Annotated in this window: 13 protein-coding genes; 7 read left to right on the top strand and 6 right to left on the bottom strand. The window is 64.4% G+C overall.

The features are described from left to right. The first annotated feature begins 22 nt into the window (after nucleotides 1–22). Complete coding sequence (locus NO362_RS09240; protein WP_256545001.1) at nucleotides 23–1,174, top strand: acyl-CoA dehydrogenase family protein; 1,152 nt, start codon at nucleotides 23–25, stop codon at nucleotides 1,172–1,174. A gap of 162 nt (nucleotides 1,175–1,336) precedes the next feature. Here NO362_RS09240 and NO362_RS09235 read toward each other — a convergent pair whose 3' ends face one another. Beyond that, the gene (locus NO362_RS09235) at nucleotides 1,337–2,584 is read right to left on the bottom strand and encodes an FAD-dependent monooxygenase (RefSeq protein WP_256545000.1); all 1,248 of its coding nucleotides are present in this window, start codon (nucleotides 2,582–2,584) and stop codon (nucleotides 1,337–1,339) included. Nucleotides 2,585–2,731: 147 nt separating this feature from the next. Then, the gene (locus NO362_RS09230; protein WP_256544999.1) at nucleotides 2,732–3,055 is read right to left on the bottom strand and encodes a hypothetical protein; all 324 of its coding nucleotides are present in this window, start codon (nucleotides 3,053–3,055) and stop codon (nucleotides 2,732–2,734) included. Between the two features lie 141 nt (nucleotides 3,056–3,196). Here NO362_RS09230 and NO362_RS09225 point away from each other — a divergent pair, with 141 nt between their 5' ends. Beyond that, the gene (locus NO362_RS09225) at nucleotides 3,197–3,640 is read left to right on the top strand and encodes a MaoC family dehydratase (protein ID WP_256544998.1); all 444 of its coding nucleotides are present in this window, start codon (nucleotides 3,197–3,199) and stop codon (nucleotides 3,638–3,640) included. Between the two features lie 142 nt (nucleotides 3,641–3,782). After that, entirely contained in the window at nucleotides 3,783–5,138 is a 1,356-nt protein-coding gene (locus NO362_RS09220; protein WP_256544997.1) for a methyl-accepting chemotaxis protein, read from the top strand. Nucleotides 5,139–5,206: 68 nt separating this feature from the next. Here NO362_RS09220 and NO362_RS09215 read toward each other — a convergent pair whose 3' ends face one another. Further along, nucleotides 5,207–5,614, bottom strand: a complete 408-nt coding sequence (locus NO362_RS09215; RefSeq protein ID WP_121570212.1) for a universal stress protein — start codon at nucleotides 5,612–5,614, stop codon at nucleotides 5,207–5,209. A gap of 201 nt (nucleotides 5,615–5,815) precedes the next feature. Between NO362_RS09215 and NO362_RS09210 the strand changes: the two genes are divergently transcribed. Then, nucleotides 5,816–6,328 carry a gamma carbonic anhydrase family protein gene (locus tag NO362_RS09210; RefSeq protein ID WP_256290666.1) on the top strand — a complete coding sequence of 171 codons (513 nt, stop codon included), beginning with the start codon at nucleotides 5,816–5,818 and terminating at the stop codon, nucleotides 6,326–6,328. 286 nt (nucleotides 6,329–6,614) lie between these two features. After that, nucleotides 6,615–7,382, top strand: a complete 768-nt coding sequence (locus NO362_RS09205; protein WP_256290665.1) for an IclR family transcriptional regulator — start codon at nucleotides 6,615–6,617, stop codon at nucleotides 7,380–7,382. Between the two features lie 17 nt (nucleotides 7,383–7,399). On the opposite strand, the gene NO362_RS09200 is transcribed toward NO362_RS09205, so the two are convergent. Next, nucleotides 7,400–8,308, bottom strand: a complete 909-nt coding sequence (locus tag NO362_RS09200) for a UbiA prenyltransferase family protein (protein WP_256544996.1) — start codon at nucleotides 8,306–8,308, stop codon at nucleotides 7,400–7,402. A 206-nt stretch (nucleotides 8,309–8,514) separates the two neighbouring features. Here NO362_RS09200 and NO362_RS09195 point away from each other — a divergent pair, with 206 nt between their 5' ends. Then, a complete protein-coding gene (locus NO362_RS09195) occupies nucleotides 8,515–10,068 on the top strand; it encodes a class I adenylate-forming enzyme family protein (RefSeq protein ID WP_256544995.1) in 1,554 nt (517 codons plus the stop codon). A gap of 88 nt (nucleotides 10,069–10,156) precedes the next feature. On the opposite strand, the gene NO362_RS09190 is transcribed toward NO362_RS09195, so the two are convergent. Next, nucleotides 10,157–11,566 (bottom strand): SLC13 family permease, encoded by a 1,410-nt coding sequence (locus NO362_RS09190; protein WP_256544994.1) that lies wholly within the window; start codon nucleotides 11,564–11,566, stop codon nucleotides 10,157–10,159. 133 nt (nucleotides 11,567–11,699) lie between these two features. On the opposite strand from NO362_RS09190, the gene NO362_RS09185 reads away from it, so the two are divergent. Next, a complete protein-coding gene (locus NO362_RS09185) occupies nucleotides 11,700–12,335 on the top strand; it encodes an MBL fold metallo-hydrolase (RefSeq protein WP_256544993.1) in 636 nt (211 codons plus the stop codon). Nucleotides 12,336–12,449: 114 nt separating this feature from the next. Here the strand turns inward: NO362_RS09185 and NO362_RS09180 are convergent, their stop codons facing one another. Beyond that, entirely contained in the window at nucleotides 12,450–13,199 is a 750-nt protein-coding gene (locus NO362_RS09180; RefSeq protein WP_121570207.1) for an ABC transporter ATP-binding protein, read from the bottom strand. Nucleotides 13,200–13,219 lie beyond the last annotated feature (20 nt).

Raw genomic sequence — 13,219 nt, 5'->3', positions numbered from 1 at the left:
CTAAACACCACAACACAAAGATATGAAATCCGATATACTCACAGATGCCGTCGTCCCCGAGGACGCACACGACGTGAAATCGCAGGCTCGGTCGTTTGCAAACGAACACATCCGCCCCGTCGCAGCCGAGTACTTCGAGTCGGGATCGTACCCGGTCGACGTCGTCGAGGCCGGACGCGACGCCGAACTCGTTGCGCAGGAAATCGACCCCGCCTACGGGGGGCTCGGGCGCTCGCTCGCGGAAGTCGTCGCGACCGCCGAGGAGTTCTTCCGGGCGGACGCCGGGATCGGACTCGCGTTGATGGGCCAGAGCTTCGGGACCAACATCATCGAAGCGTTCGGCAGCGAAGAGAAGAAAGAGACCTACCTCAGACCTATCGCCGAGTACGAACAGCGGACCGGGATGGCGATCTCCGAACCCGACACCGGCAGCGACCTCGCCGGGATGGAAACCACTGCCCACCGCGACGGCGACGAGTGGGTCATCAACGGCGAGAAGTACTGGATCGGGAACGGAATCTCGGGCGACTGGATCACCGTCTACGTCCGCACCGAGGACACCGACGACCGACACGGTAACCACTCGCTCTTGATCGTCCCGACCGACGCCGAGGGGTACGAGGCCGAGCACATCCCCGAGAAGATAGGGATGCGCGCCTCCGAGCAGGCTCATATCACGTTCGACGGCTGCCGCGTGCCCGCGGAGAACCTCATCGGCGAACGCGGTGATGGGTTCCGGATGGTCGCGGAGTTCTTCAACCACGGGCGCGTTCGCGTCGCCGCCCAGGGGATCGGACTCGCCGCGGCCGCCATCGAAGAGGCGTGGGACTACGTTCACGACCGCGAGGAGTTCGGCCGCACCGTCTCGGACTTCCAGTCGGTCCAGCACGATCTCGCGGAGATGCGGATGGAGTTCGAGAGCGCCCGGGCGCTGCTTTGGCGAGCCGTCGAACACGTGATGGCAGGCGAAGACGCCGAGCGGTGGGCCGCGATGGCGAAAGCCAAGGCCACTGAGGTCGCCGCCGAGTGCGCCGAAACGGGGATGAAGCTCCACGGTGGACAGGGCCTCCTCGACGAGAACCGCATCGCTCGCGTCTATCGCGACGCGAGGATGCCGATGATCTACGAGGGCGTCGGCGCGATTCAGCGCGACCTCATCTACCGGAACTACTGAGGGGAGCCGTCGGCTCACTCGTCTCTTTTGGACACATAGTAGACAGACGACAGATCGCGACCCGAGTTACCGTCTACACGAGACGGACCTGCGGAGCTGCGCTCCTCGCTGCCGGGTCAGAAACGAACGGCGGATCCCGACCGCCGATGTGACGCGGGCGATTCAGTAGTTGCCGCGGCCGGTCGAGGCGATCGGCGGCGGGGTGTGCGGACCGTACGGCGCGTCGTCGAGGTACTCGCCGGCCGGCTCGAAGTAATCTGCGAGCGACGCCGCGGCCTCCTTGCGGAGCACGGTGACGGGCGTGTCGCCCTGGAGGTAATCGAGCGCCTGACCGGCGGCCTCGATGTTGTACTCGGCCGCGCGCTCTCGGCGGGCGGCGTAGAGTTCGACCTCGTCGCGAGCGACGGCGTCGTTCGAGCGCGTCGCGACGGCGACGGCCGAGGCGGCCTCGTCGGCGTCGGCGACGCAGGAGTTCATCCCGCGGGCGCCGAACGGCGCGAGCAGGTGTGCGGCCTCACCAGCGAGCAGGACGCGGCGGTTCTCGTCGATGAACGTGTCGGCCTGGACCTGTAGGAACTTGTACGTCGAGGTCCACTGGATGTTGTCCTTGTACTCCTCGCCCATAATCTTGCCGACGAACTCCCGCATCTGCTCGTCGCTGGAGATCTCCTCGGGGTCGTCGTCGCCGAGACACTGGATGTCGAGCCGCCAGCCGCCGGTGAACGGCACGAGCATCACGTTGCGGCCGTCGGCGTTCGGAGAGTCGTAGTGGAACAGGCGCTCGAACGGGATCGGCTCCTCTTCGATCGTGTTGTCGTCGAGCGTCTTGACGTCGACGATGATGAAGGAGTTCTCGGACTGCTCGCCCTCGAACTCGGCACCGATCTCCTTGCGGACCTGCGAGCCCCCACCGTCGGCACCGATCAGGTACGGCGTCTCCCACTCCTGGCCGTCTGCGGTCTCGACGTGCACGCCGTCGGGCGTCGATTCGACGCTCTCGACGCCGGCGTCCCAGTGGATGTCGATGCCGACTTCGTCGAGAGCTTCGTGCATATATTCCTCGGTGACGACCTGCGGCAGGCTCGTGAAGTGCGGGATCTCGCCGTCGCCGCCGGGGTTGTCGTAGGTGCGTCGGAAGACGGTCTTGCCGCGCCACATCGTGTGACGGGTCGGCCAGACGAGGCCTTCCTCGACGAGGTCCGTTCCAAGTCCGGGGTGGATCCGTTCGAGCGTCCGGAGCGTCGATCCGTGAACGTAGATCGCGCGGCTGCCGGCGCGGTCACGATCTTCGGAGTCCGCCTCGATGATCGCTGCGGGCACGCCGCGGGCGTGAAGCGCGAGGGCCGCAGTCATTCCGGTGGGTCCGGCACCGGCGATCAACACTGGCTGGTCGGCATCGTTTGAACTCATCGTGTCTATGCATCTGTTACCACACGTACCTCATAATCGTTGTGGTTGACTCGGGCGGAGACGGCCGAACACGGCCGTTTTTGTTGGATACAGCGAGCGCTGTCGGCGTGAAAATGGCGTCGCGATCCGCGCCGCCGGCCAGCGTGGTTAGTTCAGACCGAGCTTCTCGGCGACCCAGTGGTCGCGCACGGCGAACACCATCTCCTCCTCGTCGTCGAAGACGGTGGTCTCGGCGACGAACTCGTCCCACTCACCGTCGGGCACCAGTTCGAGGTCGTCCGCCGACGTCGCGTCGGAGGGACTCGCTGCGACCATCTCCTCGAAGGTGTCGAAGTCGGTGTTTTCCTGCATAAAGTCATCGTCGAACAGCTCTTCGATCGGGATCTCCTCGTCCTTCGAGACGATCTCTCGCGGGTCCGGTAGGTCCTCAGCCTCCTCAGCAGCCTCTTCGAGGTCGAACTGTTGCGCCATACCACACCGTTCGGACTACCCCACGTAAACCTTTGCGGTACGCTGCTGCACATCCGCCGCTGAACGCAGTTCGCGCTCGGCCCCGCCCTATCCCGTTCCGGGCGTCGAAGGGTTTTCGACGTGGGCGAGCGTGCGAAGAATATGCGGTACTACGAGGACGTCGAGGTCGGTTCGATGGCGACGTTCGGCGCCTACGACGTGACGGCAGCAGAGATCAAGGAGTTCGCCGAAAAGTACGACCCACAGCCGTTTCATACGGACGAGGAGGCCGCCGCGGACTCGGTCTTCGGGGAACTCGTCGCCTCGGGATGGCACACGATGGCGATGTGTATGCGACTGCTCACGGAAGACCCCGACCCGCTGGCGGCGCTGGCCGGCGTCGGTGCCGACAACATCCGCTGGCGCGAACCGGTTGCACCGGGCGACCGACTGCACCTCCATACCGAAATTATCGACAAACGTCCGTCCTCGGAACACGACGACCGAGGCTACGTCACGACGTACTTCGAGGGGCTGAACCAAGAGGACGACGTCGTCGTCAGCTACGAGGCCACTGCGCTCGTCAAGCGGCGGAGTTACGAGTAGCGTCTGCGCTGTCGTGCCACCACAGAAACGGGACTCCCGTTCGTGCACTACCCTCTAGCGGCGTTCCCCTGGGCCAGATACGAATATCAGCTGTGAAAACTGTGCGAATCAGTTAAATAGTGACACGGATACGCACCTCGCAATGACACAATCACCCCCGATCGAGACAGCCTCTCTCGCTCCGGACGTCCCGGACGACTACGACGAGGCCGAGCGGTATCGCGCAGAACGCGATTACTGGCGACACCTCTTCGACGAACTCGCCGCGGAGTTTCCCGAGCCGGTGCTCGTCGTCGACGACGACGGCCGACTGACTCACTGGAACGACGAGCACGCGGAGTTTATGGGTCTCTCCCCTGAGGAAGTGCTCGGGCGACCCGCAAACGAAATCATCGGCACTGAGAGCACGACAGAAACGCTCGCCGAGGAGGTCGCTCGCACCGGCGAAACCGTCCGCGAGTCAGAGATCAGGTCCGGGACCAACGAGGAGGGAGAGGAGTGGCACGTCCGCGCGACCGGCATCCCGCTGTCAGCTCCCGACGGGGACGTCGTCGGCGCGTTCGAGGTCGTGAGCCGCGTGACGGACATCGTCGAACAGCGCAAGTCGATGGAGCACGTCCAGAAACAAGTCAGTGAGGACCTCGAAGATACGGTCGGCGAACTCGAAGCGGCGTCCTCACAGGTCACGACGAACGTCGACGTGATCGCCGACGTCGCCGAACAGGAAGCGGCACACGTCAGAGAGGTCGACGACGACATCCAGACGTTCAGCGCCACGACCGAGGAAGTCGCCGCCAGCGTCGAGACGATCAGTTCACAGAGTTCCGAGACGGCCGATCTCGCGACCGAGTCCGAGGAGTCGACCGCGGAACTGCTACGGACCGTCGAAGATGTCGCCGACGCGAGTGACCGGATGGCCGACGACGCCGCGAACCTCGCCGAACGCGTCGAAGAGATCGACGACGTCGTCGCCGTGATCGACGACATTGCGGATCAGATCAACATCCTCGCGCTGAACGCGTCGATCGAAGCGGCTCGGGCCGGCGAAGCGGGCGACGGATTCGCCGTCGTCGCGGACGAAGTGAAGTCGCTTGCGGCCGAGTCGAAGACCGAAGCCGATCGGATCGAAGGGCTCGTCGAGTCGATCGCGACGATCGCGACCGACACGATCGACGGCATCGAACAGACCACAGAACGGGTCGACGAAATCGAACGCCAGATCGAGACGGTCAACGAGAACCAACGGGAGATCCAGTCGGCGATCGCGGACGTCTCAGAGCAGTTAGAGCAGATCGCGACCGCGACCGACGAGCAGGCGACGAGCGCCGAAGACATCTCTGCGATGCTCGGCACCACGGTCGAAGGTGTCGAACGGATCGCCGACGAAGTCGCCGAACTCGCGGCGGCGAACCAACAACAGACCGAACAGGTCGCAGAGATCCGTCGGAGCGTCGAGGCCCTCGAACGGAACCTCGACTCGGCGATCGGCGACCAGTAGCGACGGTCGTCGTCGGATATCTCGGACGAGCGGCGAACGGGACCGGGGTCGATCGACCCTGCGCCGAGTTACTCTTCGTCTTCCTCTTCGCTTCCGCAGACGAGCACGGGTTTGTGTGTCCCGAGAATCACGTCCTGCGTCACGCTGCCGAAGAGGGCTTTCCCCGCTGGCGAGCGCTTTCGACCGCCGACGCAGATCTGATCCACGTCGTACTCCGCTGCGTACTCCAGAATCTCTTCGGAGGGTGACCCGCTCGCTTCGAGCAGTTCGACGTCGACGCCGAGGGCTTCGAGTCGGTCCTGGGCTTCGCGGACGGCTTCGACCTGCTGGACTGACGCGCCTTCCGGATTGTCGCTGAAGACGTGCAGGATGAACACTTCCGCGCCGCTGGCCGTCTCGACCATATCTTCGATCGCGTTCGTCTGTGCGTGCGCCTGCGGGATGTCGTCGTCGAGTGCGAGTAGTACTCGAACCATACCCTCTCTGCATCGGCCACCTACTTATATTTCGGCGGTGAGTTCGGTGATTCCCCGCCTCGGATCCGACGGCCGTACCGCACTCTCCCGAAGGCTGTTCGACGTGGCCGAATTTCGTTCCGGATAACGGGACGGTAGAGCGACACCTCACGTCACCGGACGGCACCTGGGTTTATACTCACGGATCTGGGTAGCAGACGTATGCAACGAGCGTTCGAGGGGTCCGAACCCGAGGTCGCAGACAGTGCCTTCGTCTCCGAGATGGCGTATCTCGTGGGCGACGTCGCCGTCGACGAGCGAGCGAGCATCTGGCCGTACGTCTGCTTGCGTGGCCACGGGACGATGGTCGACGTGGGGAAAGAGACGAACGTCCAGGAGTTCACGACGCTTCACGGCGCGTCGCTGGGCGACAACGTGACTGTCGGCCACGGAGCCGTCGTCGACTACGCCGACGTCGAGGATCACTCGCTGATCGGGATGCAGAGCGCGGTGATGGGTGGTGCGACCGTCGAAGATCACTGTATCGTCGCCGCCAACGCAGTCGTACTGCAAGATCAGACCATTCCCTCTGGACACTTGGCGTACGGCACGCCCGCGGAAACGCGCCCTCTCACCGACTCACAACTGGCGCAGATCGAGGAGACGAACGAGACGTACGTCGAACTGGCTGCGCGGTTCCGCGACGCCGGGTTAGGGCGAGACGCCTCGCCGTGATCTGTTCGATGCTGTCGAACAAATTGCTGTCCCTTAACACGGGACAGATTGTCGTGCAATGAGTGAACATAGCTGAACCGTCGAATTTCGCGCGCCGAGTCGAGAATCCCGTTCGAAAATCTCGAACACGCTCGTGGTAACACCCGTACGGTTGTTATGTTCGCTGCTATACTGCTTCTGTGTTCGATGACATCGAATAATAGTTCTGTCTCCCGGTGAAATTGTAGTGAAGTACCGACTGCCACGTACACGACAAATACTTGTCTATCGTCCAGTGAGAGTTGGTATGGAACAGGGACCGAACGAAGGACGAGGGATCAAGTCCGACGAGACGCTATTCGACATCGTCGAACACATCCAAGATCTCGACGGTGCCGGAGTCACCGAACTGGCTGAGGGGCTCGACATCGCCAAGAGCACGGTTCACGGTCACCTGACGACGCTGCGGGACCGTGGCCTGGTCGTCAAACGAGGCCAACAGTACCACCTCGGGCTGAAGTTCTTCGAGTACGGGCAGTACGTCCGCAGCCAACTCGACATCTTCCAGTCGGGGATGTTCGCCGTCGACCGACTCGAAGCGGAGACTGGCGAGATGTCGTGGCTCATCACCCATCAGAACGGCAAAGCGATCTACGTCTACGGCCGCGGCGGCGACAACGACATCGACGTCAACACGATTCTGGGCACGCAGGTGCATATGCACTTCAACTCCGGCGGGAAAGCGATCCTCGCGCACCTGCCGGACGAGGAAGTCGAACGGATCGTCGACGAGCACGGGCTCCCTGCACGCACGGAGAACACGATCACCGATCGGGAGCGTCTCTACGACGAACTCGAACAGATCCGCGAGCAGGGCTACGCCCTCAACCTCAGTGAGGACCTCGAAGGGATCCAGGCGATCGGCGTCCCGCTGATGGTCAACGGCGAGATACAGGGTGCGCTGAGCGTCGCCGGGCCCGCCCACCGGATGTCGAAAGAGCGGTGTGAGGGCGAGATTCTCGATCACCTGCGGGCGGCGACCGACGAGATCGATCTGACGCTCGCATATCGCTGAGTGTCGTTCCGACCCCATTAGGAGCCGGAGAGCACTTCGAGCGCCCGCTGCAGGAGGTCTAGGCCCGCACACTCGCCGCCGCAGGTCGACAGAAACAGGAGCACGGCGAAGACGTACGTGAGTGCCATCTGGATCTGGACGGCGCGCTCGTCGGTCGCGAGCGCTGTCGCCGCGAGACACCCGACTGGGACGGCCGCAGCGGCGAGCGCGAACGCCGGGACGAGTGCGACCGTGCCGGCGACGCCAGCGGCTCCGAACCCAACAGTGAGGAGTGCGGTCCCACCGAAGACGCCGAACGCGATTCTGTCAGCGTTCGCAGCCCCGTACGCGACGGGGATCGTCCGCTTGTCGATGGTGCTATCGAACGCCGCGTCGAGGCGGTCGATCCCGATCTTGATGCCGGAGAGCAACGCGCCGAAGGCGGCCGCGACGGCGACGACGGCCACGGCGACGCCGCCGGTCTGCGTCGCGTAGCCGCCAACGATCGCGATACCAATCCCGAACGGATAGTCCACTGTCACCGTCAGCGGGTGTCGATCGAGGTATGGCGCGTGCAACAGTGCGAGCGCGAGCAGCGCGATGGCGGAGGCCGCGGCGATCACGCCTCCAGCGACCAGCAGTATCGCGGCGAGCGCGAGAACGACGGCGGCGCCGACACCGATGCTCCAGCGAAACCCTGCGACGGAGAGCAGCGGCGTTTCCTCGCCGCGCTGGTGGCCATCGACGAGTCCGTCCCGAAGGTGTGCGACGAACAGCGCGAGGCCGACAGTTACGGCGTGGAGCACGGCGAGGACGAGAGCGAACGACGACGCGGGAGCGAGCGCAGCACCGTAGGCGGACATCCCGACTGCGGGGAGCATAAACGTCGGTCGGACGTACGCGAGCAGGCGGCCGAGCGCGCCGAAGTCCTCCCACGTCGGTGCCATACGCGCCGATTCCGTGCCGTCGGTGATAAGTGCGACGCGTCGTCTTGGCGTCCCTGCGGGGCCGATATCGCACGTCGTCCGGCGCAAACAATACTGTATACAGCCCGTATCGCGCCGTGTCGGCGGCTGAAACGTGCAAATACTGATATGGGACAATCAAAACAATTAATGTCGCGGTAGGCTTGGTGGTTTCTAACAGACCTACTATGAGACTTGGTGACGCCCTCGAACGGACGGTTCGCTGTTATCCCGACAAACTCGCCCTCGTGACCGACGACGGCCGTTCGTTCACGTACGCCGAACTGGACGAGCGGAGCACGCGGCTGGCGAACGCGCTCACAGAACGGGTCGGTACCGAGCGGTGCGCCGTGCTCGCAATCAACCACGTGTCGGCTATCGAGGCGATGCTGGCCGGCAACAAACGGGGCGTCGCGACGGCGCAACTCTCTTATCGGGCGACCGTTGGCGAACTGGAACGAATGTCCGAGACCGCGGCGGCGGAAGCGCTCCTCTTCGACGACGCCAACGCCGACGACGCGCTGGAACTCCTCGACCGCGGCGCGTTCGACGTCGCCATCCACGCCGGCGACCGGGACGTCGACCACGAGGACGTCGAATCCTACGAGGCGGTCCTCGCCGACGCCGACGCCGATCTCGACGCGTCGCTCCCGGCGGGTGATGAGTGTGCCGTCCTGTACACGAGCGGGACGACGAGCGTCCCGAAAGCCGTCTCGTTCGACCAAGAAAAGCTCTGGTACGGTGCGATCCAGGTGATAATGGAGCACGGCATCGACGAGACCGACGTCGCGCTGTGTACCTCGCCGTGGTACCATATGGTCACAACCGACGCGTGGCTCTATCCGCACTTCGTCGCGGGCGCGACCGTCGTCCTGCACTCGGCGTTCGACCCCGAGGAAGCGCTCGAACTCATCGACGACCACGACGTGACCGGCCTGCTGGCCGTCCCCACACAGCTCAAATCCCTCAACGGCATCCAGCGCGAGGGCGGCGAGCCCTACGACACCGACTCGTTGTCGTACATCCGCACCGGCGGGTCAATCGTCACCGACGACCTCATCGAGGAGACTCACGAGTACCTCAGCGAGCACGTGTACAACACCTACGGGATGACCGAAGCCGGACCGGACCTCACGTTCGCGCACCCGGAGGTTCAGGAGGAGCACCCGGGGACGATCGGCAAGGAGTCGTTCTCCTGGGAGATCCGCGTCGTCGAGTCCGTCTCGCTCGCCGAGGACCCCGACCCCGAGGCGACCGTCGATGCTGGCGAACGCGGCGAGATCATCGCCCGCGGTCCGGGGATGTCGGACGGCTACATCGACAACCCCGACGCCGACGAGAAGACGTACTTCGACGGCTGGCTCCGGACGCGGGACGTCGCCCGCGTCGACGAGGAGGGCTACCTCTACATCGTCGACCGCGTCGACAATATGATCGTCAGCGGCGGCGAGAACGTCTACCCCGCCGAGGTCGAACGCGTCCTCGGCAACCACCCGGACGTCGAGGAGGCGTGCGTCTTCGGTCGGGACGACGACCAGTGGGGCGAGGTCGTCACGGCTGTCGTGGTCGTCGCAGAGGGAGCAGGCGTCTCAGACGAGGATCTCGACCAGTACTGTCTGCAACACGACGGCCTGGCGGACTTCAAGCGTCCCCGCGAGTACGCGATCACCCACGATGCGCTCCCGCGGACGGATACGGGGACAATTATGCGCGAGCAGTTGGTCGAAAAGCACTTCGCCTAACGCGCGTTTTCAGATACAAAATCCGGCTGCGGCGACTGTGTTTTTCCGGGCCGAAGCGCTGCCGACACGGGCGGAATCGGGCGGAGATTCAGAAGAAGAGTACGAACAGCGCGATCTGGATCGGGACCAAGAACACGAGCGTCGCGATCGTACAGACGCTCGCCATCCGGCTCAGTTCGATCGAGTCGACGACGCCGAGGCCGAGGATCGCGACGAGGACGGCCGACTGGTACGGGAAGAAGTAGGCGTTCAGTGCCACGCTCTCGATCATCGCGACCGGCACGAGCGGGATTCCGGCACTGTTCGCGAACGTGACGAAGATGGGCGTGATGACGCTCGCAACGGCCATCCCCTCCATCACGAACGCCAGGAGCATCGAGACGGCCACGACGAAGACGAGCACGAGCGGCAGCGACGGGTCGGCCGGGAGATACGACAGCATCGTCTCCGCGGCGAGGTCGGTGAAGTTCGTCCGCTGGAGGCCTTCGGCGATGGCGAAGATCGCGCCGAGGAAAAAGAGAATCGAGAAGTCCGTCTCGCCGATCGCCTCGTGGTCGATGACGCCGATCCGGGGAGTAAACGAGAGCAGCGCGACCACGACCGCGCCGAAGAGCGGGTGCAGGCCGTGAATGAAGTCTGTCGCCCAGATCGCGACGCCGACGAGCAGGAACACGAGCATTCGGCGCTCCCGCGAGGAGAGCCCCTTCGAGTCGCGCTGTCCGAGCGAGGCTATCGCCTCGCGGTCACTGGGTCGATACAGCAGATACGTGACGGCGACGACGACGACGACGCGCCCGATCCCCATTACAGGTCCCATCCACAGCGTCCACTGGGTCCAACTGATCGCCGGGCCGCCGCCGGACTCGACGAGTCCCGTGACGATGATGTTCGGGAGCGCTCCGGTCAGAATCCCCGAGGCGCCGTAGTACGTCGCAAAGAGCGGGCCGAGGAAGATGCCGACCTTCGCGCCGCGCTCTTCGAACATATCGCCCATCGAGCTGAGGATCGGTGCAAGGATGAGGACGCGCACGAGCGAAGAGGGAACGAGCACCGCGAGAGCGAGGCTCCCGACCGAGAGGACGACGAGCAGATACCGATAGACGGCGACTGCGTCGGTGGCGATGCGATCGGGCATCCACGACAGCGCCGTCCGCTCGACGAGTTCCGCGAGGCCGCTTGCACTCGCCGCTTCGCCGATGAGCAGGCCGACGACGACGAGCCACGTCGCCGGCGAGCGAAAGCCCGTCAGCGCGAGTTCCGTCGAGAAGCCGACGCCGATCAGGCCGATGCCGAGCAGCGCGGTGAACCAGGGGTCGACCGGCGATCCGATCCACAGCACGACACAGAAAAGCGTGATCGCGAGCATCCGCGCGGCGTCGGGCGCCAACGGCGCGAACTGGACGACGCTACCCGCCGCGAGGAGGCCCGCGGGGAGCGTGAGCCAGGCCGCATCGACCGGGAGCGTCTCGGATGCCCGTGCCGAAATTCCATCAGACATACGTATTCGTTGTCACTCGTGTCACCGTGAACCACAATGAGATTGTCGATGCGCTCGCCGTCGCCCGGTCCCCGCTGCCGCCGTCGTCGGTGTCGGTGTACGTTTATCAAGGACGGTGGCGTATGCAGAGACGATGACAGAAGCGCGAGAGATCACAGAGATCGCACCGGACGTGTACGACATCACCGTGAAGGTAGCCGACGACGCGCGCTGGCGCGTCTTCCTCTTCGACGGCGAGACGCCGACGCTCGTCGACGCCGGCTTCGAGGACACCGTCGACGTCGTCGCTGCCGCCGCCGAAGAACTGGGTATCACGCCCGAGCGGGTCGTCATCACGCACGGCGATCCCGACCACGTGGGCGGTCTCGCCGGCCTCGTCGCGCGCTTCGACCTCGAAACGTGGGTCCCTGAGGACGTCGAGGTCGACGTCGACGTGGATCACCGCTTCGGCGACGGTGACCACGTCGGGCCGTTCACCGCTGTCTCCGTCGCCGGGCACGCGACGGGCCACCACTCGCTTGTCGACGAGTCGCGTGGGATCGCCGTCATTGGGGACGCGCTGTTCGGATCGGACGCCCGCGGCCTCCCGGCCGGCTACTTCGTCCTGCCGACGGCGTACTACTCCGAAGACCTCGCGACCGCCGACGCGGAGCTGTCGAACCTCCTCGAATACGACTTCGACGTCGGCCTCGTCTTTCACGGATCGAGCGTGACCGAGGACGCGAGCGAAAAGATCGCGGCGTTCGTCGACTTCGCCGGCAAGCGGTAGTCGCGGGCGACGGACGCGGCTGTCGCCGGACACAACGACGTCCGTTTCGGAACTGAAACCGAGGGGAGAACGAAGAGAAACAGCGACCGCTCACAGTGGTTGCGATAACCGTTATCAGTCGCCAGCGACCGCGTCGGAGAGGTCCTTGCCGGCGTGTTCGCCGAGGTAGGCTTCGATGACCTGATCGTCGTTTTGGATCTCTTCGGGCGTGCCTTCGGCGATGAGTTTCCCGTTGTCCAGCACCATCACGCGCTCGCTGACGGTCATCAGCGCGCGCATCACGTGGTCGATGAGGAAGACGGTCTTGCCCTCGTCGATGATGTCGCCGACGAGGTCGATGATGCCTTCGGTCTCCTCGGGGTCGAGACCGCCGGCGACCTCGTCGAAGAGGACGATCTCGGGGTCAGTCGCGAGCACGCGGGCAATTTCGAGGCGTTTGAGCTGACCGACGCTGAGTTCGCCCGGATCGGCGTGCATCTGCTCTTCGAGGCCGACGAACTCGAGCATCTCGGCCGCCCGGCCACGCGTGTCGTCGAACTCGCGGCCGCCGAACTCGGCGCCGACAGCGACGTTCTCCAGGAGCGAGAGGCTCTCGAAGGGCCGAACGATCTGGTGGGTCTTCGCGAGTCCGCGGTGACAGATCTCGTATTGGGTCTTGCCCGTGATGTCTTCCCCGTCGAAGAACACCTGTCCCTCCGTCGGCGGATGGACTCCCGAGATCGTTCGGAACAGCGTACTCTTTCCTGCTCCGTTCGGCCCAATGAGGCCGACTGCCTCACCCCGATCGACAGTGAAGGAGACGTCTTCGATGGCGACGACCCCGCCGAACTTCTTCGTCAGCCCTCGTCCTTCCAACAACGTCATTATCGATCGGTATCCAAGCC

It is taken from the genome of Halobellus inordinatus, from assembly GCF_024498335.1.
Classification (GTDB): Archaea; Halobacteriota; Halobacteria; order Halobacteriales; family Haloferacaceae; genus Haloquadratum; species Haloquadratum inordinatus.
Note: the sequence above shows the minus strand (reverse complement) of the source record. Positions and strands in the feature narration are given on the sequence as shown.

Bases quoted from the DNA above. Each gene is read 5' to 3' on its own strand.
- NO362_RS09240 (WP_256545001.1), top strand. From the start codon at position 23: ATGAAATCCGATATACTCACAGATGCCGTCGTCCCCGAGGACGCACAC.
- NO362_RS09235 (WP_256545000.1), bottom strand. From the start codon at position 2,584: ATGAGTTCAAACGATGCCGACCAGCCAGTGTTGATCGCCGGTGCCGGA.
- NO362_RS09230 (WP_256544999.1), bottom strand. From the start codon at position 3,055: ATGGCGCAACAGTTCGACCTCGAAGAGGCTGCTGAGGAGGCTGAGGAC.
- NO362_RS09225 (WP_256544998.1), top strand. From the start codon at position 3,197: ATGCGGTACTACGAGGACGTCGAGGTCGGTTCGATGGCGACGTTCGGC.
- NO362_RS09220 (WP_256544997.1), top strand. From the start codon at position 3,783: ATGACACAATCACCCCCGATCGAGACAGCCTCTCTCGCTCCGGACGTC.
- NO362_RS09215 (WP_121570212.1), bottom strand. From the start codon at position 5,614: ATGGTTCGAGTACTACTCGCACTCGACGACGACATCCCGCAGGCGCAC.
- NO362_RS09210 (WP_256290666.1), top strand. From the start codon at position 5,816: ATGCAACGAGCGTTCGAGGGGTCCGAACCCGAGGTCGCAGACAGTGCC.
- NO362_RS09205 (WP_256290665.1), top strand. From the start codon at position 6,615: ATGGAACAGGGACCGAACGAAGGACGAGGGATCAAGTCCGACGAGACG.
- NO362_RS09200 (WP_256544996.1), bottom strand. From the start codon at position 8,308: ATGGCACCGACGTGGGAGGACTTCGGCGCGCTCGGCCGCCTGCTCGCG.
- NO362_RS09195 (WP_256544995.1), top strand. From the start codon at position 8,515: ATGAGACTTGGTGACGCCCTCGAACGGACGGTTCGCTGTTATCCCGAC.
- NO362_RS09190 (WP_256544994.1), bottom strand. From the start codon at position 11,566: ATGTCTGATGGAATTTCGGCACGGGCATCCGAGACGCTCCCGGTCGAT.
- NO362_RS09185 (WP_256544993.1), top strand. From the start codon at position 11,700: ATGACAGAAGCGCGAGAGATCACAGAGATCGCACCGGACGTGTACGAC.
- NO362_RS09180 (WP_121570207.1), bottom strand. From the start codon at position 13,199: ATGACGTTGTTGGAAGGACGAGGGCTGACGAAGAAGTTCGGCGGGGTC.